A 21,953-nucleotide genomic window follows, 5' to 3' on the forward strand; every position below is an offset into this window, starting at 1 on the left:
CAATCCGGGCCGGCTCGATCCGACCCGGAGTGAGCACCATGACACCAATACCCGTACGCCTGCCGGTCGCCGGGCTGACCCCCTTGTCCACACTGGATTATCCGGGCCGGCTGGCCTGCGTGGTATTCCTGCAAGGCTGCCCTCTGCGCTGCGGCTACTGCCACAATCCCGGCATGATCGCCCCGCGCCGGGGCGGTCTCACGGAGTGGCTGGAGGTAGAGGCCTTTCTGCACCGGCGGCGCGGCCTGCTGGATGCGGTTGTGTTCAGCGGCGGCGAACCGACCCGCCATGGATATCTGGAAGCGGCGATCCGTCGTGCCCGGGGGCTGGGGTATCGCATCGGACTGCACACCGCGGGCCCCTACCCGCGGCGCTTGCTACGTCTGCTGCCCTATCTGGACTGGGTGGGCCTCGACGTGAAAGGCGTGCCGGCGGATTTCGACCGCATCGCCGGACGCCCCGGAGTTGGCGTCCGGCATGGCCAGAGTCTGGACGTGCTGCTTTCCAGCGGCGTCGCGCTGGAGTGTCGAACCACCGTGCACTGGCGGGATTTTCAGATCGATCAGGTGGAGCGGCTGGCGCGTTGGCTGGCGCGTCGGGGTATCCGGCATTACGCGCTGCAACTGGCGCGCACCGAGCAATGCCTGGACCCCCGATACCAGCGGCCAGTTGCCGGGGCGCCCTCCCGAGCCGAGCTCGAACAACGCCTGGCGGCCCTGGCACCCTGCTTCGAAACCCTTGTTCTGCGCTAGAACCGGTTCAGGCCCCGGGCAAGGGATTCTTGGTGATCGCCACCGCCACCATGTAGGCGAACACCATAACCGCCAGAACCGTGAACAGCGCCCGCTGACCGGACGAACGCGCCCGTTTGATGGCCAGGGTGCCGAACCCGATGTACAACAGCAGCGCCGCCAGTTTGGCGGCCAGCCACGGCGTCTGATGAGGCCAGGCACGCAGCAACACCATCAGAATCAGCCCGCAAATAAGCAGCAGGGTATCCAGCACGTGGGGCGCCACCCGAACCCAGCGCCGCTGACCGAGAGGCGATTCGCGGACCGACCACCAGGCCCGCACCACAAAGAAGGACACGCTCAGTGCCGCCAATGTCATGTGCAGATGCTTGACCGTCAGATAGAGCACGTCGCGCTCCTTGATCTTGAAAATATGTCAGACTGTCCCCACCCACCCTGTTAAGAGTCGACGACGGACGTCCATGAAACTGACCCAGTACAGCGATTACTCCCTGCGCGTTCTGATCTACCTCGGTCTTCATGGCGAGGAGCTCGCCACCATCACCGAGATCGCCGACAGTTACCGTATTTCCCGGCACCATATCGTCAAGATCGTGCACAGGCTTGGCCAGCTCGGCTACGTGGAAACCATCCGGGGCAAGAACGGCGGCCTCCGCCTGGCCCAGGCCCCGGAACGCATCGTGATCGGCAAGGTGGTTCGCGACACCGAGCCCAGTCTGAACATCGTCGAGTGCTTCGACGATCCAGACGCCTGTGTACTGACCTCTTCGTGCGAGCTACGCAGTGCTCTGAATAACGCCCTCGGAGCCTTTCTCGAAACCCTGGACGGTTATACCCTGGCCCATCTCCTGAAGCCACGCCGCCGGCTCCAGCAGCAGCTTTTCGCCCGCCTGAAACCCGCCGCCGGCGCCTGATCCGGCCGGACTCCCTGATCCGGACTTGAACGCGCCCATTAACATGTATAAATTATACATGTTTTAACTCCGACAGCCATAGCCCGCAGGGGCCCGTGTACGGGAGCCCGCAGGGGCCCGTGTACGGGCCGGAGAATCCATGCAAGCCACCGAAACCTACGACGACCACGTCGTCCGTCTCTTTCTGCTCGCCGCCGTGGTATGGGGCGCCATCGGCATGTCCGTGGGCGTGTTCGCCGCCGCCCAGCTCTATTGGCCATCACTCAACTTCGGCGTTTCCTGGTTGACCTTCAGCCACATCCGGCCCGCCCACACCTTCGGCGTGATCTTTGCCTTCGGCGGTTCCGCCTTGATGGGGACCTGCTATTACGTGGTGCAACGTACCGGCCACACACGCCTGGCTCTGGAACGCCTGGCGCGCTTCACCTTCTGGGGCTGGCAGGCCGCTTGCGTACTGGCCATGGTGACCATGCCACTGGGACTTACCCAGGGCAAGGAGTACGCGGAGCCGGAATGGTGGATCGACCTGCTGATCGCCGTGGTCTGGGTGTCATTCGGCATCGTGTTCTTCGCCACCCTGGCCCGCCGCCGCATCCGGCATATCTACGTGGCGAACTGGTACTACGGCGCCTTCATCATCGCCGTCGGCCTGCTGCATATCGTCAACAACATGGTGATCCCGGTCTCGCTGACCAAGTCCTACCCGGTCTATTCCGGGGCGGTGGACGCCATGGTGCAGTGGTGGTACGGCCATAACGCGGTGGCGTTTTTCCTTACCGCTGGCTTTCTCGGGATGATGTATTACTTTGTTCCACGCCAGGCGCGCCAGCCACTCTGGAGCTACCGCTTTTCCATCGTCAACTTCTGGGCTCTTATTTCGGTGTACATGTGGGCGGGCTCACATCACCTCATCTACACCGCCCTGCCCGACTGGGTGCAATCCGTGGGCATGGCCTTTTCCCTGGTCCTGCTGATGCCCAGCTGGGGCTCGGCGGCCAATGGTCTACTGACCTTCAACGGTTCCTGGCATCGCTTGAAAACGGATCCGGCGGCGAAATTCATGGTGTTGTCACTGGTCTTCTACGCGGCCGCCACTTTCGAAGGCTCCATGATGGCCATCAAATCCGTGAACAGCCTCTCCCACTACACGGACTGGACCATCGCCCATGTGCACTCCGGTTCCCTGGGCTGGGTGGCGATGATCACCATCGGCTCGCTGTACGCCATGGCGCCGCGCGCGCTCGGCAAGCCCATGCATTCACGGGCGGCCATGGAGCTCCATTTCTGGCTGCACGTCACCGGCACTCTCCTCTATATCGGCGGCATGTGGGCGGCGGGTGTCATTGAAGGGCTGATGTGGCGTGAAACCCTGGCCAACGGCTCCCTGGCCCATTCCTTTATCGAAAGCCTGCTGGCCATCAAACCCTTCTACGTGGTGCGCTGGCTGGGCGGCCTGTTCACGCTCGCGGGCATGGGCGTGATGCTCTGGAATCTCTGGCATACCGCCGATGACGCTCGCGCGCGCCTGATCAACCCGATTCCGGTGCCGGTGCCCGAGCCGGTCCAGGACCAGACTCCGGAACCCCTTTCCAGCGCCGGCGGGAGTGCCTCATGAAGTTCCCGATTCGCTATCGTCACTTTGAGAAAATCGAGAAACACGCCTGGCTGCTGGGCATTCTCACCGCCTTCATGGTCTCCTTGGGCGGGCTGGCGGAGATCACGCCGCTTTTCATGGAGGCCCACCGCGTGCAGCCGGCGGACCATGTCCAGCCCTATGACCCGTTGCGTCTGGCGGGCCGCGATATCTATGTCCGTGAGGGCTGTTACCTGTGCCACTCACAAATGGTGCGCCAGCTGCGGTTCGAAACCCAACGCTACGGCGCCTATTCCACCGCCTCCGAATCCGTCTACGACCGTCCCTTCCAATGGGGCTCCAAGCGTACCGGTCCGGATCTGGCGCGGGTGGGCGGCAAGTACACCGACGCCTGGCAGCGCAAACATCTGCTGGCGCCACGCTCGCTGGTACCGGAATCCAATATGCCCGCCTATCCCTGGCTCGAGGAGGCCACCATGGACGCCGAGGACATCCAGGCGCGCATGCGTGCGTTGCGACGGCTGGGCGACCCCTATACCGACGAACAGATCGCCGCCGCTCCGCAGGCGCTTAAGGGCAAAACCGAACTCGATGCGCTGGTCGCCTATCTACAAGGTCTGGGCACACAGCGGGAGGCATCCGATGAGTGAACTCTGGGGACATGCCATCGGCGTCATGATCGTCCTGCTTATGGGCATCTTTCTCGGCATCTGGATCTGGGCCTGGCGTGACCGTCATCGCGTGGTCTTCCAGCGCATGGCGGACCTGCCCATGGAAGACCCCGTCGAGGCGCGCCGCCAAGTAAAAGCGGAAAAAGAGGAAACGACATGAGCCTGCATTGGTCGCTTTGGATCATGTTCCTGGTGGTGTTGAACCTGGGGATTACTCTGTTCCTTTTTCTGTGGGGCACCCGGGTACACATTCCCACCCGGGATGACGGCACCACCGGTCACGTGTGGGCCCATGGCACGCTGCGCGAAGGCGTGCGCAAATTGCCCGGCTGGTGGTACTGGATGTCCGCCAGTACCTTCGTGATCGGTATCGGGTACCTGGTCCTTTATCCCGGATTCGGTGCCTATGACGGCATTCTGGACTGGAGCTCCCGGGCTCAACTGGAACAGGCCCAAGCCAGAAACGAGGAACGCCTCGGTCCCCTGATGGAGCAAGCCAGAACGCAAGCGCCTTCCGAACTGGCCGGCGATGCCGACGCCGTACGGATAGGCGGCCGGCTTTTCCAGGATAACTGCGCCGCTTGCCATGGCCTGGATGCCCGGGGGCGCACGGCGATTGGCGCGCCGGATCTTGTTGACGACCACTGGGTCCATGGCGGCGACGAAGACACCATTCTCGCCAGCATCCGCGAGGGGCGCGACGGCGTCATGCCGGCCTGGGGGTTTCTCGGCTACGGGCGGGTCAAGAATCTCGCTCACTATGTAAGAAGTCTGTCGGGCCAGTCCCACGACACCGCCGCCGCCGCCGTCGGACGCGAACATTTCAGCACCTGTGCCGGCTGCCATGGTCCGGACGGCACCGGCAATCCGGCCATGGGCGCGCCAGACCTGACCGATGACGCCTGGATGTATGGCGGCGAACTGGAACGGATCATTGCCTCCATTCGCGACGGGCGCCAGGGGGAAATGCCGCCCTGGAAAGACAGACTGGACGAGGCCCGAATTCGCCTCATCACCGCCTGGATTCTGAGCAATGGGCCATCGTATTGAAAAAACACCCTGGTATCGCGTGCCGCTGCTCTGGCTGGGCCTGTTGATTCTGCTCGCCAGCGTGACGGCGAGTGTCCATCTGATCGTCATAAGTCTTTCAGTTCCCCAGGCGCACGGGCCCGCCGAACAGGGCACCGCATTCCGCGGCGTTCCGCTGCATCGTGAGCCCGGCCAGGTACGGGAAGCCCCCAATGAACGTTGATTGTCATCACTGCGGCGCCAGAATCGCCCACCCCGCCCTCTCCGCCCGGCTCGATGGACACCGGGTACCGGTGTGCTCCTCCGCTTGCCAGGACACGGTGCATTGGATCGACAAGCAGGGACTTGGCGATTTCTACCGCCTGCGCCAGGCGCCCTCCCGCAGGCCCGAACCCGAGGACGGTCACAACGCCGAGGTCTGGACCGATCCCCGGCTATCCCGTCATGTGCTACGCCGCCGCTCCGCTAAAAGCAGTGAGGTGGCTCTGCTGGTGGATGGAATACGCTGCGGCGGTTGCGTCTGGCTGATTGAACGAACGTTGAGTGCTCTGCCCGGTGTCGAAAGTGTCAACGTGAACGCCATGACGCGTCGTGTTCGCGTGATGTTTCAACCGGCCCGGACCACCCTGAGTGACCTTCTGGGCGCGCTTTCCAGCGCCGGCTACCAACCACGCCCTCTGGATTCCGGCTCTCTGGACGACGCTCGGCGCGATGAATCCAGACAGCTACTCAAGCGTTTAATGGTGGCTGGCTTCTGCATGATGCAAGCCATGATGTTCGCCCTGGTGCTCTATCTGGGACCGGACAACGAGATCCAGGGGCCGACGCTGGATCTGTTTCGCTGGCTGGGATTCCTGGTGGCGTCGCCGGTGGTGCTGTATTCCGCGCGCCCTTTCTTTCAAGGGGCATGGCGCGCCTGGCGCGGCCGGCACCTCAATATGGACGTACCGATCGCGCTGGCGGTTTCCATTATCTACAGCGCCAGCTTTGTTCAATGCCTGACTCGCGCCGGCGAGGTCTACTTCGATTCGGTAACCATGCTGGTGTTCTTCCTGTTGACCGGGCGTTACCTCGAGATGCGGGCGCGACATCGCGCACTCGATCACACCGACGCTCTGGCACGCCTCACTCCGAGCTGGGCGGAACGGCTCGACGACGAGAACCGGACACATCGAGTCCCATTGAGCGAACTCCGGGCCGGCGACCGTCTGCGGGTCCGGGATGGTGGCTCCATTCCCGCCGACGGGCTGTTGTTGGACGCCCATGCACGGGTGGATGAATCCCTTCTGTCCGGAGAATCCAGCCCGGTGGACAAAGTCGCCGGGGACCCGGTCATCGCCGGTAGCGTGGTGCAGGGTCAACCGATGACGTTTCGTGTGACCCATTGCGGCGAGGAAACCTTCCTCGCCAATCTGGCGAATCTGGCCACCCGCGCGCAAACAAGTCGCCCTCGCCTGGCGCGCGCCGGGGAGAAAACCACGTCCCGCTTCGTGCTACGGGTTCTCGCTTTGACCAGCGTTACCGCGCTGGTCTGGTCGGTGCTTGATCCCAGCCGGCTGCTGGACGCCTGCCTGGCGGTGCTGGTCGTCTCCTGCCCCTGTGCGTTCGCCCTGGCGGTGCCCGCCGCGATTACCCGCGGCCTGTCCGTGCTCGCGCGCCGGGGAGTATTGGTGCTCCGGCCGGATGCGTTGGAAGCGCTGACGGATATCGACCATGCCGTATTCGATAAGACCGGCACACTCACCGAACCGACCTTGTCCATCGTCGAGCATGACCTGTCCCTTGATCGGGATACCGTGTTCCTCTGGGCAGCCAGTCTTTCCGCGATCACCCAGCACCCCCTCGCTTCCGCTTTCGCCGCCGCCTGTGGCCAGCACGCCTTGCCGGTCGAACACGCCCGAAACCTCCCCGGGCTCGGCGTCACTGGCCAGGTCGACGGCCGCCGGTTAAGCCTCGGCAGAGCGGACTTCGCCACCGGCGGAAAGGAGGGAGATGACGACCTGGTACTCGCGGAAGCCGGACGTGTTCTCGGGCGCTTCCGGATACGGGAGCGGCTGCGCCAGGGCGCCGCCGACACGGTGCGCTCCCTGGCCGCGAAAGGCGTCACCAGCGAGATTGTCAGTGGTGATTCCAGGGACCGGGTACGTATCGTCGCGAACCGCCTTGGTATCTCAGAGTGGCGAAGCCGCTGCTTGCCGGACGAGAAGCTGGAACGCATTTCCGAACTGCGTCAGGCGGGGCATTCCGTACTGGCGGTCGGCGACGGCAGCAACGACGCGCCGGTCCTGGCGGGCGCCGATGTTTCCATAGCGCTGGCGTCCGGAAGTGATCTGGCCCAGGCACAGGCGGACATCGTACTCTGCTCCGGACATCTTGGCGGCATCAATGAAACACGGAACCTGGCCTTTGCCACATCAAGGGTACTGGCCCAGAATCAACGCTGGGCGCTGGCCTACAATCTGTGCGCCATGCCAATGGCCGCCATGGGCTGGGTGCCGCCCTGGCTCGCCGCCATCGGCATGTCCGCCAGCTCATTGGTGGTTGTCCTTAATGCCCTCAGGATCGATCATGACAAAATGGAAACCGGTCATATCGAACACGTCGCGGATGGAGCTCATCCATGAACATAATCCTGATCATGATTCCTCTGTCGCTGCTTATCCTGATTGGCGCGGTGACCGCTTTTTTCTGGGCGGTCAACCACGACCAGTTCGAGGATTTGAACAGCCCCGGGCTTCTTCCCATCGCGGACGCCACCGATGAAGAAAAGCGGAGGGAGGGCGAAACCCACCCTCCTGTTCGCTAGTTTTTGTTCTTCTTGTCGCGGCGCTTTTCTTTAAGCGTCCTCTTCGCCTTCTTCTTCTCTTTCTCCTTACTCATACCTGGTATCCTCCTTATAAGGTTCCACGTGTTTTATCAGAACGCTGTATTCATGCCCGAGAAAGCGAGGATGTACCATATCGCCAATGCGAGCGCCCAAAAGAGCCTCTCCAAAGGGTGAAAGGATCGATATAACCCGGCGATTCGGTTTCGCGCGGCCCGGCTCCACCAGAACGAAATCCATCTCACCACCGTGGTCCAGGTCGACAATCCATACACGGGTGTCAATATCCGCCGTCATTGAACGCTCTCGTTCACGCTTTCTCTCCTCCATTCTTGCCAACAAGCTACCAAGCACATGAGGTGACAACATCCACCATCCTCGAACCGACAGGTATCCGCGTACCTTCCCGGAACCGGGCAGACACCATCGCGCACACCAGGGCGCCATCAGCACATCTCCTGATCAAGAAAAGACATTATATTCGGGAAAGAAATGCCGGACGGGCGTGCCCGTCCGGCTTAGACGAGAAAGGTGGGGGGGACGGTCAGAAGAAATCGGCAAAGGATCACGGCGTGCCTCGAACCATGAATAAATTCAATGCCCTGACCATAGCCCAATAAAAATATAAAGCAACCCCGAAACGTGGAAAGCTGCCTAGAACACACCCTGGTCAATCATCGCATCGGCAACACGCCGAAAACCCGCTATATTCGCGCCCAGCACCAGATTCCCCGGCGCGCCGAATTCCATGGCGGTTTCGCTGGCATCACGATGTATTCCACTCATGATCGATCTCAGCGTTCTGTCCACCTGCTCCGCGGGCCAACGCGCCATGGCCGCATTCTGCTGCATCTCCAACTGGCTGACCGCCACGCCACCGGCATTGGCGGCTTTACCCGGGCCATAGCTGATACCGGCACGAAGAAAGAGGGATATGGCATCGCGCGAACACGGCATATTGGCGCCTTCCGAGACACAACGTATGCCATTGGCCAACAGTGCTTCGGCATCCGGCCCCAGCAACTCGTTCTGGGTGGCGCAAGGGAAAGCCAGATCCGCTTTCTCCAGCCAAGCCGGCAGGCGGCCGTCGTCATAATCCTCCGCGCGAACAAAAAACGCATCGCGGTGATCATCGAGATAACTGGCAAGGCGGTCACGGTTTCTCTCCTTGATGTTCTTCAACAAGGGCACATCAAGACCTGAGCGATGAATCAGAGTGCCCGTGGAATCCGAGCAGGTAATCGGCTTCGCGCCCAGCTCCACCAGTTTTTCCATGGTATAAAGCGCGACATTGCCCGCGCCGGAAACAAGACACCGTTTCCCCTCCAGAGTCTCGCCTTTCTCGGCCAGCATGTTTTCGGCGAAGTACACGCATCCATAGCCGGTCGCTTCCTTGCGGCCAAGGGAACCGCCCCAGTCCGTGGACTTGCCCGTAAGCACGCCTTCGAACCGACCACTGAGACGACGGTACTGACCATACAGATAACCGATTTCACGGTGTCCAACACCGATATCCCCCGCCGGCACGTCCATGGTGGCACCAATATGGCGATAAAGAGCTGTCATGAAAGCCTGACAGAACCGCATGACCTCGCCCTGAGTGCGACCCTTTGGATTGAAATCAGACCCGCCTTTCGCCCCTCCCAAAGGAAGCCCAGTCAATGCGTTCTTGAATATCTGTTCAAAACCCAGGAACTTTATGATTCCGCTGTTCACGCTGGGGTGAAAACGCAAGCCGCCCTTGTAAGGCCCCAGAGCCGAGTTGAACTGAACCCGATATCCCTTGTTCACCTGTACAGCACCCTTATCGTCAACCCAGGCCACTCTGAACAGAATTTGACGTTCCGGCTCAAGAAGACGCTCGACTACCCCCTCGCTTCGATAGCGGGGATCAGTATCCAAAACCGGCGACAATACCTCCAGAACCTCCTCCACTGCTTGGTAAAACTCTGTCTGGCCCGGACTACTTTGCTGTAGACGAGCGATTACACTGGAAACATGGCTCATAATGACTCCCTGAAGGGCGCCCCGTAACCGGTCGACGCTGGAATTCATGAAAAAAAGAGGGCATTGTGCTTGAAAAGGTTGACAGAGCCCCTCCGCCACCCTTTAAAAAAGCACTAGAATGGCAAACGGCGATGACCGCCAGAATAAAAGATTAACCGATTGGTCAATTCACCTGAAGTTCAAATTTTCCCGATCATGCAAAGCTGCCGCCTCTTCTCGCCACCCATCTTCCATCCTCAACGCCGGCCCCGGAGTTTTTCCGGCGGTCCGGCGAGACAAGCCCCCTATTCAAGCTTGTTACCTGGAGAAGAGAAGTGCTTATACAAGCGGCCAGCTCCGTGCATGCTTTTTTGCAAAGAAGAAACTGTGAGGAAGGCGCCCTGCTGCCCCCTCTCTCCGAGCTAGGAGCTGAACTGGCTCTGCCGGATAAAGACGTCAGGGAAGCGATGTATTTTCTCGATAGGATTGGGATGGTGGAAGATCGATTAGGAATCGGTCGCTACTTGGTAGCGCTTCCTTCATGGCAAGAAACAAAACAGCGAATAAAGCGAGCGATTTTTCAGGATCAACTGGAAATGCGCATTATTCTGGAGAGTGAGGCGGCCTCGCTTGCCGCCCACCGCCGAAACGAGGAGGATTTGCAGGAAATGCACCAAGCTCTTCAGGCTGGAAAGAACGCCGCTAATAACATAGGAGATTGCACTCGACAGATTTTACGCTTCCATTCCTCGCTTGTTGCCGCCGCCCACAATATCGCTTTGTCCAGCCTTTATAGTCACTGCGCCCCTGTTGTCGAGGAGACGATCAAAGAGATTGCGCGGCATGTTCCACCTTACAAGACCAATATGTCGGACCAGGAAGTTCTTCTCGGTACCATAAAAATGGGCGACGGCGAGGCCGCCGCGGAGATGATACATCGAATGCTGACCCCGGCATTACGCATCTCATTGATATCAGGGAAGATATTGCCGGATTGACTCGAACTCGACGGGCAGGGAGCGGCATTGCCTTACACGTCGAGCCAGGAAAACACCTGGCGCAGGAAAGCGGTGCCGTTTTCAGCGCGCCAGACGCCGTGGGCCATGATCACCTTTTCCGGCTGCCAGGCAAGGATCCGGCGCACACGCTCACGGGCGCGGCGGCGGCGCAGGGTACTGAGGCGCACTTCCAGCGGTGCCTTGCCGGGCCGCTCGGTGATGCCCCACAGCCGCGCGATCCAGCGCTGCCAGGGTTTCCAGTGGCGGCGCAGGAAGTCGTCGCTGAACGCTTCGCTGAAGTCCGCCAGGATGACCGTGCGCGAGGGGCGGTGGAAAAACACCACTTCGTCCAGGAACAGGGCCTCGCGTAGCCAGATCTGATCGAGGGTATCCGCCCAGACGCTCGGCGGGGTGTCGTCCAGGGTGCCGGTGAAGGTGAGGTCGGACCTTTTCCGTTGCGTGGAAGCCGGGCCCCAGAGAGCGGCTTCCGGCCAGGCCTGGTGCCATTCGTCCAGGTACAGGTGGTGCAGCTTGTTGGGACTGACCAGGTGCCGTACCGGGCCGAGTTCGTCCACGAAGGCGCGCAGGGCCGGGGTGAGCGGCACCGGCGACCAGACCCAGAGGCCGCCGCCCGGCAGGCGGACGATCACCGAGCGAGTGGAGTACGGAAAGCCGTAGAAATCGACCACCGGACCATCCACCAGCCAAAGCTCCTCGCCCACCTCAATAGGAGCCACTTCGGTCAGGGCCGTTTCGTTCATGGTCTCATTTCCCCTCCTGATCAGGATTAAGCCGTTCCCAGGCCCGCTGTGCGCGCAGCAACCGCGCCTTGGCGGCGAGGCGAAACAGCGGCCGGTCGCGGTGCCAGCGGGCCGCGGCATCGCCGCCCTGCTCTTCCCAGAGCCCGTCCGCGTCGTCGTAGAGCCCCTGGGCCCGGGTCAGGGCGCCGGTGAGCGCCAGGTGGGTCACCGGGTCGCCGGCGGGCCGGGCCGCCAGGGCGCCCAGACTCTCCAGGCCGGTGACCAGGACCTCCGCGAACCGCGCCGGCCAGCGGCGGACACGGGCTTCGCGCAGCAGCCAGGCCTGCACCGCCAGGGCGATGAAGGTGTCCTCGATGGTGCGGAACGGCTTCACCACGGTGTCGTAGCCGTCGCCGTCGAGCAGCCCATCGCCGGGCACCGCCACCGACTCGAAGCGCGCGGCGGTGTGCGGGATTTCCGGCACGAACTCCAGCGGCGCTTTATTTTCCAGGGTAACGCCGGCGGCGCCGGCGGGCACCCGGGCCACCTTCAGCGCCGGGCGCGGTCCGCCGTCCTCCAGGCGCGCCACCACCAGCAGTTCGGTGGCCGCTTCCCCCAGGGTGATCCAGCTCTTGGCGCCGTCCAGGCGCCAGCCGTCGCCGTCCCGGCGCAGCACCGTGGCGATGTCCCGGGGCCGGTTGCCGCCGCTTTCCGTGGCGCACAGGGCGAGCCGCGCGTCGGCGGCGGGTTGCTCGTTGACGCCGGCGAGCAACTGGCGCAGGGCGGCCTGGTAGCCGGCGGCGAAGGCCCAACCCACCCGGTCGGCGGCGAAGCCGCCGAGGATCGCCTGGGCCACCGGCGCCGGTTCGCTCTCCACCCGGGCCCGCCAGTCACGGCACCAAGCCGCCAGATCGCGCGGCGCGGCGGTATCCGGGGAAGCGGTGAGACAATGGCGCAGCGCCTCGAAGCGGCGCCTGTCGGTGTCCGCCCCGCTCAAAACGCGGCCCGCCCGACGGAGGCGCCGCCGTCCACGCAGATCGTCTGGCCGGTCATGTAGCCGCTTTCCTCGCCCAGCATGAACTGGATAGTGGCGGCGATTTCGGCGGGGCCGCCGAGCCGCCGCATGGGCACCAGATCCAGGTAGGCCGCTTCCCGGTCGCTGCCCGGCGGGTTGTTCTCGCGGAACAGCTCGGTCTCGATGGGGCCCGGGGCAATGGCGTTGACGGTGATGCCGGTGCGCGCCAGCTCCAGGGCCCAGGTGCGGGTGAAGTTGACCATGGCGGCCTTGGCGCTGCCGTAGGCGGTGCGGCCGGGCAGGCCGAAGATGGTCAGACTGGAGACATTGACGATACGCCCCCAGCCCCGAGCCTTCATGCCCGGCAGAAGGGCCTGGCTGGCCTGGATCGCCGGGTGCAGGTGCAGCGCCAGGATGGTGTCGAAAGTGTCCAGGTCGATCTCGCCCAAAGCCTGGGGCTTGATCATGCCCACGTTGTTGACCACGCCGTCGAAGTCGAAGCGGCCCGCCAGGTCCTGGAGGACGGCGTCGGTCTGGTCCCGGTCGCCCAGGTCCGCGCTCACCAGGGTGCCGGGAAAATCCGGGTCGTCGCCGTGGCGGGCAATGCCCACCACGCCGTGCCCGGCGGCGGCCAGGCGCTCGGCCGCGGCGCGGCCGATCCCCTTGGTGGCGCCGGTGATCAGAAAGGTGCGGCTTTGCATGTGCTCTCCCGTTGTTTCGTTATGTGGTCCGGCGGCGAGTCGCTCAGCCGCGCATCGGCTTGAGGGCATCCGCCCAGCGCTTGAGTTCGTCGAGCATGGCGATGGCGGATTGTTCCTGGATGTCCTTGGCCTTAAAGGTGCCGTCCTCAAGCTGCTCCTGCACCAAGGGCACCGCCACCTGCTCGATCAGCGGCATCATCTTCAGGGTGGTCAGCGTGGGCTTGGTGGCCTCCACCGAGCGCATGCCGCCGGAAATGCCGCCATAGCTGACGAAGGCCGCCGGCTTGTAATTCCACTCGTGGTAGACGTAATTGAGCGCGTTGAGCAGGGCCGGCGTGGGCCCGAAGTTATACTCCGGCACCACGAACACATAGGCGTCCGCTTCGTCCACGCTGGCGGCCCAGCGCTTGGTGTGCTCGTGCTGGTAGTTTTGCTGGCGAGGGTGGTGGGGCTCGTCGAAGACCGGCAGATTGAAATCGACCAGATCCACCCAGCGCACATCGAAGTTGCCATGGTGGCGGGCCAGCTCATAGAACCAGGTGCCCACGGTGGACCCCACCCGGCCCGGCCGGGTGCTGGCGATGATCACGTTCAGACGAAGCATGCTCGGCTCCTTGCGAAAAAAGAGAGCCTCCGGGTTTAGCACTATCCGGGCCGGCGGCGCAATCGCTCCGGTTGTGATCGCCGCCCCGGCGGTCCACTATGAGACGCCTTGCCGCCACCGATTCCGGCCCCAGCGACCCCATGACCGACACCGCCCTGCCCCCCTGCCTGCACGATCTGACCACCGGAACCCCCGGGGCCGGGTTGGTGCTGGCGCACTGCGGCTATCGGCCGGAGGCGTTCGACGAGGGCGCTTTCGCTGGCGCCGACATCGAGCCCCCCGCCGCCCTGGCCGGGGCCATCGCCAAGCGCCGCACCGAATACCTGGCCGGGCGGGTGTGCGCCCGAGCCGGCCTGCGCCACGCCCTGGGGCTGGAGGCGGTGCCCGGCATCGGCGCCGACCGGGCGCCGCGCTGGCCGGTGGGGGCGGTGGGCGCCATCACCCATTCCCGGGGCCGGGCCGCCGCCCTGGTGGGCGACGGCGCCAACTGGCAAGGGCTGGGCCTGGACGTGGAGCACTGGCTGGCACCGGCCCGGGCAGCGCGACTATGCGGTGAACTGCTGACTCCTGTGGAGCGCGAGGCCCTGGCCGGACTGTCCGAGGACGCCCTGGCCCGCCATGTCACTCTGACGTTTTCGGTGAAGGAAAGCCTGTTCAAGGCACTCTACCCTCTCACCGGCCGGCGTTTCTATTTTCAGGATGCGGCCCTGGAAGACGGTCGTATCCGGCTGCTGACCGACCTGTCGGAGGACTGGTCCGCCGGTACCTGCCTGTCTTTCAGGGCCGAGGAAGAGTCGGCGGGGGTGCTTAGCTGGATCACCATACCGCGATAAACGCGGCCTTCGGGCCGCGTTTATCGCGCCGTACAGCAACTAGTCGGCGCAGAACAGATTGCCCTCGTCGCGGCGGCTGAGACGTACCAGATCCACCGCCCCGGCGAACCCTTCACCGACCGTGGCGCCCACCGGATCGCTGCCTAGCACCGGCACGCCCGGCGCCACGTCAAAGCCTTCCACCGTGTTGCAGTCCACGGCCAAGGTCACACGCTCGCCATCGGCGGCGAGCTGGATTTCCCGCCAGCCGTCGCCCGCGTCCAGAGCGGTGAGCAGCCGGCGGCTCTGCGACGGCAGCTCCACCAGCAGGCGGTCCCGGGCCAGGCTGATGCGCAGCGCGGTGCCGCCCTCGCCGGCGAGTGCCAGCACCGGTACCGCATCGGCCTGATCGGTGCGGGCGCGCAGGTGCAGGGTGAACCGCTCGCCGATCACGCTGTTGTTCAGCGAGCCGGTATCGCGGGTGACCAGGCGGTAGTCGTTGGCGAACGCCGCCACGCGCCCCACCTCTCCGCCGTCGGTCAGGGTCGGCGCCGCCGGCTGATCGTCGGCGTCCAGCCCGTACAGCGGATCACCGTAGGGCGAGTGGTCGTTGATGCAGGGGCCGTCGCAGCCGTCCTGCGTGTCCATTACCCAGAAGCCCAGCACGTAGCCGTCCACCGGCATGTATTCCACCGGGGTCGGGTCGTCCCGGTCCACGTAGCGGGTCTCGTCGTCGCCACCGCAGGCCGCCAGGGCGGCGGCGAGCAGCGTGATCGGCAAAGCGTTTCTCAGTTTCATCGCGGCTCTCCTCAGCGGTCGGTGCGCGGGTGCAGGGTGACGTCGTCCACCACGGTGCCGTCCAGGGTGCGGGTCAGTACCCGCAGGGCCTCGCCCTGAATGTCCAGGGTGGTGTAGGTGTTGACGTTGTCGTCGAACAGCACGTCGGCGATCAGGGCGATGCCGCCGCCGTTGTTGTCGTAGTACTTGGCGGAGTCGGAGCCGGCGATCAGATAGGTGGCGCCGCCCGGCGCCGGCTTGCCGGCGGTCAGCGGCAGACTGCGCGAGTACATGTGATCGTGGCCGGAGAGCACCAGGTCGATGCCGGTTTCATCCACCACCGGCGGAATATGGGCCTGGGAACGGCCGTTGCCGGAGGCGGCGTTGCCGTTGTACGGCGGGCGGTGCACCATCAGGATTTTCCAGGTGGCGTCGCTGGCGTTCATATCGCGGCGCAGCCAGTCCATCATCACCGGCCAGTCCGCCTCGCTTTGCAGCTCCGAGGTGATCACGGCGATGTGCGCCGGTCCGCGATCAAAGCTGTAGACCGCGTCGTCGTAGGGCGCCGGCAGGCCGCTGTCGCTGCCGGGCAGCGGGATCAGATCGGCGAACTTCCGGGCGCCTTCGTTGTAGACCTCATGGTTGCCCTGGGCCGGCACGAACGGATGGGACGCCAGCATGTCGTCGCCTTCCAGCGCCTCGAAGAACAGCCGCACCAGCCGGTAGTCGGTCAGGTCCTCGGTGAAGTCGCCCACGTGCAGAATCAGATCGCCGTCCGGCAACTGGGCCTGCATTTTCCGGTACAGCTCGGTGACCAGGCCACTGCCGTTGAACAGGTTGTCGTTGGACACCGTCTGGGTGTCGCCAAACAGATGGATGCGTACCCGGTCATCGCCGTCGTCGGTGGCGAACCGTAAAGTGTCACTCATGGCCCCGTCGGCGCCCACCCGATACTGGTAGTCGCTGCCGGCCCGCAAACCCTCCAGGGTGGCCCGGTGCACGCGCACCACGCCGGCTTCGCTGCCGTAGAAGAACGGCACGATGCGCGATTCGCCGGTGATCTCCCGATCCAGGCCGTCAACGCCGAAGCGCACCCGCGAATCGGTCACGGTGCTGGCCGTGAACCAGGCCACGTTCATGGCGGTGGCATCCCGGCCGGGTGTGAGGAACACATAACGCGGCGTCTCGCCGAGCCGCTCGACCAGCGCCCGCACGTCGGTCATCAGGGAGGAGCCCTGGCCGTCGTAGGCGCGGAACAGCAGCGATTGGGTATCGGTGGCGGCCGGCAGGGTGACGTTCAGCCGGCCCTCCGCATCGGTGTCGCCGAGCACCGTGACATCGCTGATCTGATCGGTGCCGCTGTTGTAGCGGAAGGTTTCCAGGGTCACGCCGGGCACCGGATTGCCGGCCTGATCCACCACCAGCATCCGCGTGCTTTCGCCTTCGATGCCCCAGTCGGTGAGCAGGCGGTAGCGGCTGCCCACTTCCTTGCGTACCACCGGATGATGGAAGGTGTCACCGTCCAGGGTGCCGTTCACCACCACCGAGACGAAGGTGTTCTGAATGTAATCGCGTACCCTCAGGTTCAGGTAGGCGACCACGCCGGTGGCGTCGCTGAAGCCGGTGAATCGACCCTGCCAGCGGCCGCTGGTCTCGTTGACGCCGGTGGCGGTGAGGTCCCCGTCGTCCACGGTCATGGTGGCTTTGGTGCTGTCGTAGTCCAGCGTCAGGGACAGATCATTGAACGCTTCGGCGCCCACCGCGCGGATCGGAATGCTGAACGTGCCGCCCGGGTAGAACTGAATGTTGTCGCTGTCGATATAGAGACGCGGCGCGCCGGTGACCACATTGAACAGGTAGTTGCCGGCGGTGACGTTGCCGTTGATGTCGAACAGACGGTAGTCCACCCGGTGCCAGCCGTCGTCCAGGCCGGCGGCCTGATAGCGGATCCGGTCGCTGCCGTTGTTGGTCAGGTCGGCGGACACGTCACGGCCGTCCAGGGTCAGCTGGCTGGCCGCGAAGTCCACGCCGGACGCGTCATTCACCTGCAGGGCGATCAGCGGATCGGCGCTGTCCACGGTATCGCCGGACGCCGGCGTGGCGGTGACGCCCGGGCCGGCCAGGTCGGTGTCGTCGCTGTAGATGGCGGTGAAGTTGTCCAGCACCACCTGGGAATCAATACGCTCGGCGGTCTTCAGCACCAGGAAGCGGAACGGTTGGTAGAAGGTCAGCGGCTCGCGGTAGCCGCTGCCGATGCTGGCCTTCATGAAGTGCCAGCCGCGCTCCGGCAGTTGCTCGCCGTCGTTGTTGTAGTTGATGGTGACGGTCTTGCCGTCCGCGTCCTTGAGGCTGCCCCGCACCCACCAGACCTTGCCGGCCAGTTCATCGGGAATGTACACGTTCACGCCCAGGTATTTCGGGTAACCCGGCAGTTCGGTGACACCGCCGGGGTCGGTGAGATAGGCACCGAAGGTGCCGGGCTGGTCCGGGTTGGCCTCCCAGCGCAGCGCCATGGAATGGGCGCCGTCGAACACCTGGTCCTGGACGCGCTCGATCTCCACCCGGCGATGGCGCGCGCCGGCGGCCTGGAACATGCTCACGTCGCCCTCGAAATCGGCGACGATCTCCGGCGCCACGCCGATATTGATGGTGAGCGCGGCGCTCTTGCCGGCGGCGCTGACCGTGACCGTGCACTGGCGGCCCTGAACCGGGGCGGTGGTCACCTCACCGGTGTTGGCGTTCACCTGGCACAGGGCGGCGTCGTCCACCTGATACGCCAGCGCCTCGGCGGAGAAAGTCACCGCCTCGCCTTGACTGATCAGTTGCGGTTGCAGCGCCACGGTAGCGCCACTGTCCACGGCGATGGCGGCGCTGGCAAAACGGATCTCGTCCAGTTCCGCGGTGACACGGACCCGGGCCACGCCTTTGCGGTCCCCCACTTTCACCACCACATAGCCTTCCTGATTACCGTCACCGGCCCGGAAGGCGCCGGTGCGCGCGTCGATCAGGCCCAGGCCGGCTTCGCTGATGCCGTATTCCGGCACCTCGCCGCCGCGCTCCCAGGACGCGGCGTCATAGCCCACGCCCTTGAAGCGCCGGTAGGTGGAACCGGCCATCAGGGTAATGGTGCGCGGGTAGACCGCCACCGCGTCGCTGGCCGCGCGGGCCCGCTCGGTGTTGAGCGCCAGCCCCCACTTGGTGGCGGTGACCCGCTCGCCGCCGTCGGACGGGGTATTGAGCAGATAGGTGTAGCGTTCACCGGGCAGGCGCGCCGCCAGCGTGGTGGAGCCGCCGCCGTCCAGATTGATGGCGCGGTCGGCGCCGTAGGCGATCATCAACTGCCCCAGCTTGGTTTCGGTGATGCCGTCGGTGAGCGAGCCCACCGGCTTGTCCACCACCAGGAAGAAATAGCTGCCGTCGGCGCGCACGCCGAAGGCGGTGCGGCCGCTGATCGCGTTCTCGTTCTGGTTGTCGCCGAGCTGGCCGTTCTCCACCAGCAGGCCCCGACCGAAGCCAGCGCCGAGGGCGCTTTTCACATTGGCCCAGTCCGGGTCGTCGGTTTCATAGCGGATGTCCACCCGGGCGCCGGCGTTCAGGGCGCCGTCGTCCACCAGCAGGGCATGGCCGGCGGGGATCACATAGCCGTCGCGGTCCTCGACGCGTGCCACCACGGTGCCGCTCAGCGGCGGCAACTGGGCACTGATGCCGCCGTGCTCCAGCGTCACCACACTGATGCCGTTAGCTTCCGCCTTCACCAGCGCGGCGGAGCGACCGGTCAGGTCCACGGTGCCCCGGTAACTTTCCGCCAGGTACAGTTCCACCTCGCCGTTGCCCCGGCTGAAGCCGGTGTTCACCTGGGTGGCGTTGTCGAAGTAGTGCACGGTACCCAGCTCACCCAGAGCGCTGCCGTCCTGGTAGAGGTTGAGCGTGAAAGTGGGCACCTCCCGCAGGATATCGGCGCGGCCATCCTGGTAGACCACGATCAGGTCTTCGTTGCGGTCGGAGAAGCCGGTGTAGGTAACGCCATCCTTCTTGATCAGGCCGGTGTTCCAGCCTTGGGTCATGCTGTAGGGATCCGCGTTCACCGCCAGGATCAGGTTGTCGCCGTTGTCGATGGCGTGGTTCGCCGAGGTGGTGGTGCGCTCGAAGGAAAACTGCCCCCGCGAGCGGGTCACCGGCACCAGGGACAGGCTGTCGCCCAGATTGAACTCGGCGCTGATGATGGCTTCGTCGCGGGTGTGGTTGAGCCGCCCCTCGGTGATCGTCAGATCCCGGTTCACGGCATAGCGGTGGAAGTCGCTGATGTCGGTGGGCACGGTCTCCCGGGCGGTGGTGCCGGACACCGTGGGCGGCGTGGCCGGCGCGAATTGCGCCTCGGCGTCCTCCGGTGGCGCGATCACGTTGGCGCTGAACGATTCCGCGCCGGACAGATCCTCCACATAGGGCACATCCACCGGCTGGTCGCGGTAGACGGTATCGGTATCACCGCCGCAGCCGCTCAACGCGGCGACGGCCAACAAGCACAACGGGGCCACGCCTGCGTGGCGCCACCTGGGACGACTGCTCACCGTTTTTTCTCCCGGTCATTATCGGTAAAGGGACCAAACGAAGCCGGTACGGTAGTGGCCGCCTGTTGCAGAGTGGTGACCCGGGGATGACAGGGTTTATGTCAGTGATTTCGTCCCATGGGGCGGGATAAAGAACAAAAAAAGCGGCCCGGAGGCCGCTTCTTCAGAGGGTCGGAGTTGTCGGTTCAGAACAGGTCCTGGTCCAGGCTCATCAGGGTGGCCGGGCCGGCCTTGATCTGTTCGGCCAGGGCGCCGGCACGGGGCAACAGACGCTCGAAGTAGAAACGCCCCACGGTGAGCTTGGCGCGGCCGAAGTCGTCGTCCCGTTGCGCGGCGGTGACCATCATGCGCGCCCACAGCCAGGCGTAGGTGACATAGCCGAACAAATCCAGATACTCCACCGCGCTGGCGTTGACCATATCCGGGTCGTCACCGGCCTGGCGCAGCAGTTCGGCGGTGGTGCTTTCCAGCAAATCCACGGCGGCCACCAGCCGTTCTCGGATGCTGTCCAGCCCCTGCTCGTTGGCGTTGTCATCGATCCAGCCGCGCACGTCGGCCAGAAAGGCGTCCACGTACTTGCCGCCGTTGCGGGTCACTTTGCGGCCCGCCAGATCCAGCGCCTGAATGCCGTTGGTGCCTTCGTAGATTTGCGAGATGCGGCAATCGCGCACGAACTGTTCCATGCCCCACTCGCGCACGTAACCGTGGCCGCCGAACACCTGCTGGCCAATCACCGTGGTGTCGAAGCCGCGGTCGGTGAAAAACGCCTTGGCGATGGGGGTGAGCAGCGCCACCCGGTCCTGGGCCGCTTTCTTCTCCGCGTCGTTCTCGGAGAACTTGGCCTTGTCCAGTTCCATGCCCACGTAGGTGGACAGGGCGCGACCGCCTCCGTTGAGGGCACGCATGGTCAGCAGCATGCGGCGCACGTCGCCGTGCACGATGATCGGGTCGGCGTTGCCGCCTTCGTTCTGGACGCCGGTGGCGGCGCGGCCCTGCAGGCGCTCGCGGGCGTAGTCGGCGGCGCTCTGGTAGCTCACCTCGCCCAGGCCCAGGCCCTGGATTCCGATGGACAGGCGCTCGTAGTTCATCATGGTGAACATGGCGGCCAGGCCCTGGTTGGGCTCGCCGATCAGCCAACCCTTGGCGTCGTCGAAGTTCATCACGCAGGTGGCGGAACCCTTGATGCCCATCTTGTGCTCGATGGAACCGGCGGCCACGCCGTTGCGGGCGCCCGGGTTGCCGTCCGCGTCGGGCAGGAACTTGGGCACCAGGAACAGGGAGATGCCCTTGGAACCGGCCGGCGCGTCGGGCAGCTTGGCCAGCACCAGGTGAACGATGTTGTCCGCCAGGTCGTGCTCGCCGCCGGTGATGAAGATCTTGGTGCCGGAGATGGCATAGGCGCCGTCATCGGCGGGCACCGCCTTGGAGCGCATGATGCCCAGATCGGTGCCGCAGTGCGGCTCGGTGAGGCACATGGTGCCGGTCCATTCGCCGCTGTAGAGCTTGGGCAGATAAGCCTGCTTGAGTTCGTCGCTGGCGTGGGCGTCCAGGCACAGGGTGGCGCCGTTGGTGAGCGCCGGGTAGAGCGCGAAGGAGGAGTTGGCGCTGTGCATCATCTCCTCGAACAGCACCGCCAGGGACTTGGGCATGCCCTGGCCACCGAACTCCGGATTGCCGGAGAACGCGGTCCAGCCGTTTTCGGCGTAGGTCTTGAACGCTTCCTTGAACCCGTTCGGGGTGGTCACCTCGCCGTTGTCGAAGTGGCAGCCCTCTTCGTCGCCGTCGCGGTTGAGCGGGAACAGCAGGTTTTCCACCATCTTGCCGGCCTCGTCCAGGATCGCGTCGGACAGATCCCGGGTCACGTCGGCGGTGGCGGTCATGGACGCCCAGAGCTGGTCGGCCTGGAACACGTCGTTCAGAATGAACCGCATGTCGTCCAGCGGCGCTTTGTAGGTGGCCATTGGTGAA

21 protein-coding genes are annotated in these 21,953 nt (G+C 64.4%); 11 read left to right on the plus strand and 10 right to left on the minus strand.

Annotated elements, in window-relative coordinates:
- The first annotated feature begins 38 nt into the window (after positions 1–38).
- Positions 39–752, plus strand: coding sequence for an anaerobic ribonucleoside-triphosphate reductase activating protein (locus HMJ39_RS10865; protein ID WP_194297320.1), 714 nt, complete (start codon positions 39–41; stop codon positions 750–752).
- A gap of 7 nt (positions 753–759) precedes the next feature.
- On the opposite strand, the gene HMJ39_RS10870 is transcribed toward HMJ39_RS10865, so the two are convergent.
- Positions 760–1,140, minus strand: coding sequence for a SirB2 family protein (locus HMJ39_RS10870; protein ID WP_194297321.1), 381 nt, complete (start codon positions 1,138–1,140; stop codon positions 760–762).
- A 73-nt stretch (positions 1,141–1,213) separates the two neighbouring features.
- On the opposite strand from HMJ39_RS10870, the gene HMJ39_RS10875 reads away from it, so the two are divergent.
- From HMJ39_RS10875 to ccoS, 8 genes are all read left to right on the plus strand, one after another.
- Positions 1,214–1,666, plus strand: a complete 453-nt coding sequence (locus HMJ39_RS10875) for an Rrf2 family transcriptional regulator (protein ID WP_194297322.1) — start codon at positions 1,214–1,216, stop codon at positions 1,664–1,666.
- A gap of 139 nt (positions 1,667–1,805) precedes the next feature.
- Complete coding sequence (ccoN, locus tag HMJ39_RS10880) at positions 1,806–3,281, plus strand: cytochrome-c oxidase, cbb3-type subunit I (RefSeq protein ID WP_194297323.1); 1,476 nt, start codon at positions 1,806–1,808, stop codon at positions 3,279–3,281.
- The gene (ccoO, locus tag HMJ39_RS10885) at positions 3,278–3,910 is read left to right on the plus strand and encodes a cytochrome-c oxidase, cbb3-type subunit II (protein WP_228462292.1); all 633 of its coding nucleotides are present in this window, start codon (positions 3,278–3,280) and stop codon (positions 3,908–3,910) included. Before ccoN ends, ccoO begins: the two co-directional genes overlap by 4 nt.
- Positions 3,903–4,091: a cbb3-type cytochrome oxidase subunit 3 gene (locus tag HMJ39_RS10890; protein ID WP_161384057.1), complete on the plus strand. Its 189-nt coding sequence runs from the start codon at positions 3,903–3,905 to the stop codon at positions 4,089–4,091. Before ccoO ends, HMJ39_RS10890 begins: the two co-directional genes overlap by 8 nt.
- A complete protein-coding gene (gene ccoP, locus HMJ39_RS10895) occupies positions 4,088–4,981 on the plus strand; it encodes a cytochrome-c oxidase, cbb3-type subunit III (RefSeq protein ID WP_194297324.1) in 894 nt (297 codons plus the stop codon). The genes HMJ39_RS10890 and ccoP overlap by 4 nt, the downstream gene beginning before the upstream one ends.
- The gene (locus HMJ39_RS10900) at positions 4,965–5,183 is read left to right on the plus strand and encodes a hypothetical protein (RefSeq protein ID WP_194297325.1); all 219 of its coding nucleotides are present in this window, start codon (positions 4,965–4,967) and stop codon (positions 5,181–5,183) included. Before ccoP ends, HMJ39_RS10900 begins: the two co-directional genes overlap by 17 nt.
- The gene (locus tag HMJ39_RS10905; protein WP_194297326.1) at positions 5,173–7,584 is read left to right on the plus strand and encodes a heavy metal translocating P-type ATPase; all 2,412 of its coding nucleotides are present in this window, start codon (positions 5,173–5,175) and stop codon (positions 7,582–7,584) included. Before HMJ39_RS10900 ends, HMJ39_RS10905 begins: the two co-directional genes overlap by 11 nt.
- Entirely contained in the window at positions 7,581–7,766 is a 186-nt protein-coding gene (gene ccoS, locus HMJ39_RS10910) for a cbb3-type cytochrome oxidase assembly protein CcoS (protein WP_161384053.1), read from the plus strand. Before HMJ39_RS10905 ends, ccoS begins: the two co-directional genes overlap by 4 nt.
- Positions 7,767–7,832: 66 nt before the next feature.
- Here ccoS and HMJ39_RS19205 read toward each other — a convergent pair whose 3' ends face one another.
- Together HMJ39_RS19205 and gdhA are read right to left on the minus strand one after the other, a co-directional pair.
- Positions 7,833–8,231 carry a GreA/GreB family elongation factor gene (locus HMJ39_RS19205; RefSeq protein ID WP_407645815.1) on the minus strand — a complete coding sequence of 133 codons (399 nt, stop codon included), beginning with the start codon at positions 8,229–8,231 and terminating at the stop codon, positions 7,833–7,835.
- Positions 8,232–8,438: 207 nt separating this feature from the next.
- On the minus strand, positions 8,439–9,791 hold the full coding sequence (gene gdhA / locus HMJ39_RS10920) for an NADP-specific glutamate dehydrogenase (RefSeq protein WP_194297328.1): 1,353 nt from the start codon (positions 9,789–9,791) through the stop codon (positions 8,439–8,441).
- Between the two features lie 314 nt (positions 9,792–10,105).
- Here gdhA and HMJ39_RS19160 point away from each other — a divergent pair, with 314 nt between their 5' ends.
- Positions 10,106–10,768 carry a FadR/GntR family transcriptional regulator gene (locus HMJ39_RS19160; RefSeq protein WP_194297329.1) on the plus strand — a complete coding sequence of 221 codons (663 nt, stop codon included), beginning with the start codon at positions 10,106–10,108 and terminating at the stop codon, positions 10,766–10,768.
- 32 nt (positions 10,769–10,800) lie between these two features.
- Here the strand turns inward: HMJ39_RS19160 and HMJ39_RS10930 are convergent, their stop codons facing one another.
- Genes HMJ39_RS10930 through HMJ39_RS10945 form a run of 4 tightly spaced genes read right to left on the minus strand, consistent with a single transcriptional unit; the run spans position 10,801 to position 13,828 of the window.
- A complete protein-coding gene (locus tag HMJ39_RS10930; RefSeq protein ID WP_194297330.1) occupies positions 10,801–11,529 on the minus strand; it encodes a DUF4336 domain-containing protein in 729 nt (242 codons plus the stop codon).
- Positions 11,530–11,533: 4 nt separating this feature from the next.
- A complete protein-coding gene (locus HMJ39_RS10935; RefSeq protein ID WP_194297331.1) occupies positions 11,534–12,505 on the minus strand; it encodes an acyl-CoA dehydrogenase family protein in 972 nt (323 codons plus the stop codon).
- The gene (locus tag HMJ39_RS10940; protein ID WP_194297332.1) at positions 12,502–13,224 is read right to left on the minus strand and encodes an SDR family oxidoreductase; all 723 of its coding nucleotides are present in this window, start codon (positions 13,222–13,224) and stop codon (positions 12,502–12,504) included. The genes HMJ39_RS10935 and HMJ39_RS10940 overlap by 4 nt, the downstream gene beginning before the upstream one ends.
- Positions 13,225–13,267: 43 nt before the next feature.
- Positions 13,268–13,828, minus strand: a complete 561-nt coding sequence (locus tag HMJ39_RS10945) for an NADPH-dependent FMN reductase (protein WP_194297333.1) — start codon at positions 13,826–13,828, stop codon at positions 13,268–13,270.
- A 98-nt stretch (positions 13,829–13,926) separates the two neighbouring features.
- Here HMJ39_RS10945 and HMJ39_RS10950 point away from each other — a divergent pair, with 98 nt between their 5' ends.
- A complete protein-coding gene (locus tag HMJ39_RS10950) occupies positions 13,927–14,661 on the plus strand; it encodes a 4'-phosphopantetheinyl transferase family protein (protein WP_228462293.1) in 735 nt (244 codons plus the stop codon).
- A gap of 39 nt (positions 14,662–14,700) precedes the next feature.
- Here HMJ39_RS10950 and HMJ39_RS10955 read toward each other — a convergent pair whose 3' ends face one another.
- From HMJ39_RS10955 to HMJ39_RS10965, 3 genes are all read right to left on the minus strand, one after another.
- Positions 14,701–15,438 carry a hypothetical protein gene (locus tag HMJ39_RS10955; RefSeq protein ID WP_194297334.1) on the minus strand — a complete coding sequence of 246 codons (738 nt, stop codon included), beginning with the start codon at positions 15,436–15,438 and terminating at the stop codon, positions 14,701–14,703.
- An 11-nt stretch (positions 15,439–15,449) separates the two neighbouring features.
- On the minus strand, positions 15,450–19,937 hold the full coding sequence (locus HMJ39_RS10960; RefSeq protein WP_228462294.1) for a phosphodiester glycosidase family protein: 4,488 nt from the start codon (positions 19,935–19,937) through the stop codon (positions 15,450–15,452).
- 233 nt (positions 19,938–20,170) lie between these two features.
- Positions 20,171–21,946, minus strand: a complete 1,776-nt coding sequence (locus HMJ39_RS10965) for an acyl-CoA dehydrogenase C-terminal domain-containing protein (protein WP_194297335.1) — start codon at positions 21,944–21,946, stop codon at positions 20,171–20,173.
- Positions 21,947–21,953: the final 7 nt, after the last annotated feature.

Source organism: Alloalcanivorax profundimaris (assembly GCF_015265435.1).
In the GTDB taxonomy this organism is placed as follows: Bacteria; Pseudomonadota; Gammaproteobacteria; order Pseudomonadales; family Alcanivoracaceae; genus Alloalcanivorax; species Alloalcanivorax profundimaris.

What these genes read in the sequence shown, in the direction of transcription:
- HMJ39_RS10950 (WP_228462293.1), top strand. Translation starts at nt 13,927, where the DNA reads ATGAGACGCCTTGCCGCCACCGATTCCGGCCCCAGCGACCCCATGACC.
- ccoO (WP_228462292.1), top strand. Translation starts at nt 3,278, where the DNA reads ATGAAGTTCCCGATTCGCTATCGTCACTTTGAGAAAATCGAGAAACAC.
- gdhA (WP_194297328.1), bottom strand. Translation starts at nt 9,791, where the DNA reads ATGAGCCATGTTTCCAGTGTAATCGCTCGTCTACAGCAAAGTAGTCCG.
- HMJ39_RS10940 (WP_194297332.1), bottom strand. Translation starts at nt 13,224, where the DNA reads ATGCAAAGCCGCACCTTTCTGATCACCGGCGCCACCAAGGGGATCGGC.
- HMJ39_RS10900 (WP_194297325.1), top strand. Translation starts at nt 4,965, where the DNA reads ATGGGCCATCGTATTGAAAAAACACCCTGGTATCGCGTGCCGCTGCTC.
- HMJ39_RS10930 (WP_194297330.1), bottom strand. Translation starts at nt 11,529, where the DNA reads ATGAACGAAACGGCCCTGACCGAAGTGGCTCCTATTGAGGTGGGCGAG.
- HMJ39_RS19205 (WP_407645815.1), bottom strand. Translation starts at nt 8,231, where the DNA reads ATGGCGCCCTGGTGTGCGCGATGGTGTCTGCCCGGTTCCGGGAAGGTA.
- ccoP (WP_194297324.1), top strand. Translation starts at nt 4,088, where the DNA reads ATGAGCCTGCATTGGTCGCTTTGGATCATGTTCCTGGTGGTGTTGAAC.
- HMJ39_RS10955 (WP_194297334.1), bottom strand. Translation starts at nt 15,438, where the DNA reads ATGAAACTGAGAAACGCTTTGCCGATCACGCTGCTCGCCGCCGCCCTG.
- ccoN (WP_194297323.1), top strand. Translation starts at nt 1,806, where the DNA reads ATGCAAGCCACCGAAACCTACGACGACCACGTCGTCCGTCTCTTTCTG.
- HMJ39_RS10865 (WP_194297320.1), top strand. Translation starts at nt 39, where the DNA reads ATGACACCAATACCCGTACGCCTGCCGGTCGCCGGGCTGACCCCCTTG.
- HMJ39_RS10965 (WP_194297335.1), bottom strand. Translation starts at nt 21,946, where the DNA reads ATGGCCACCTACAAAGCGCCGCTGGACGACATGCGGTTCATTCTGAAC.
- HMJ39_RS10875 (WP_194297322.1), top strand. Translation starts at nt 1,214, where the DNA reads ATGAAACTGACCCAGTACAGCGATTACTCCCTGCGCGTTCTGATCTAC.
- HMJ39_RS10890 (WP_161384057.1), top strand. Translation starts at nt 3,903, where the DNA reads ATGAGTGAACTCTGGGGACATGCCATCGGCGTCATGATCGTCCTGCTT.
- ccoS (WP_161384053.1), top strand. Translation starts at nt 7,581, where the DNA reads ATGAACATAATCCTGATCATGATTCCTCTGTCGCTGCTTATCCTGATT.
- HMJ39_RS10945 (WP_194297333.1), bottom strand. Translation starts at nt 13,828, where the DNA reads ATGCTTCGTCTGAACGTGATCATCGCCAGCACCCGGCCGGGCCGGGTG.
- HMJ39_RS10905 (WP_194297326.1), top strand. Translation starts at nt 5,173, where the DNA reads ATGAACGTTGATTGTCATCACTGCGGCGCCAGAATCGCCCACCCCGCC.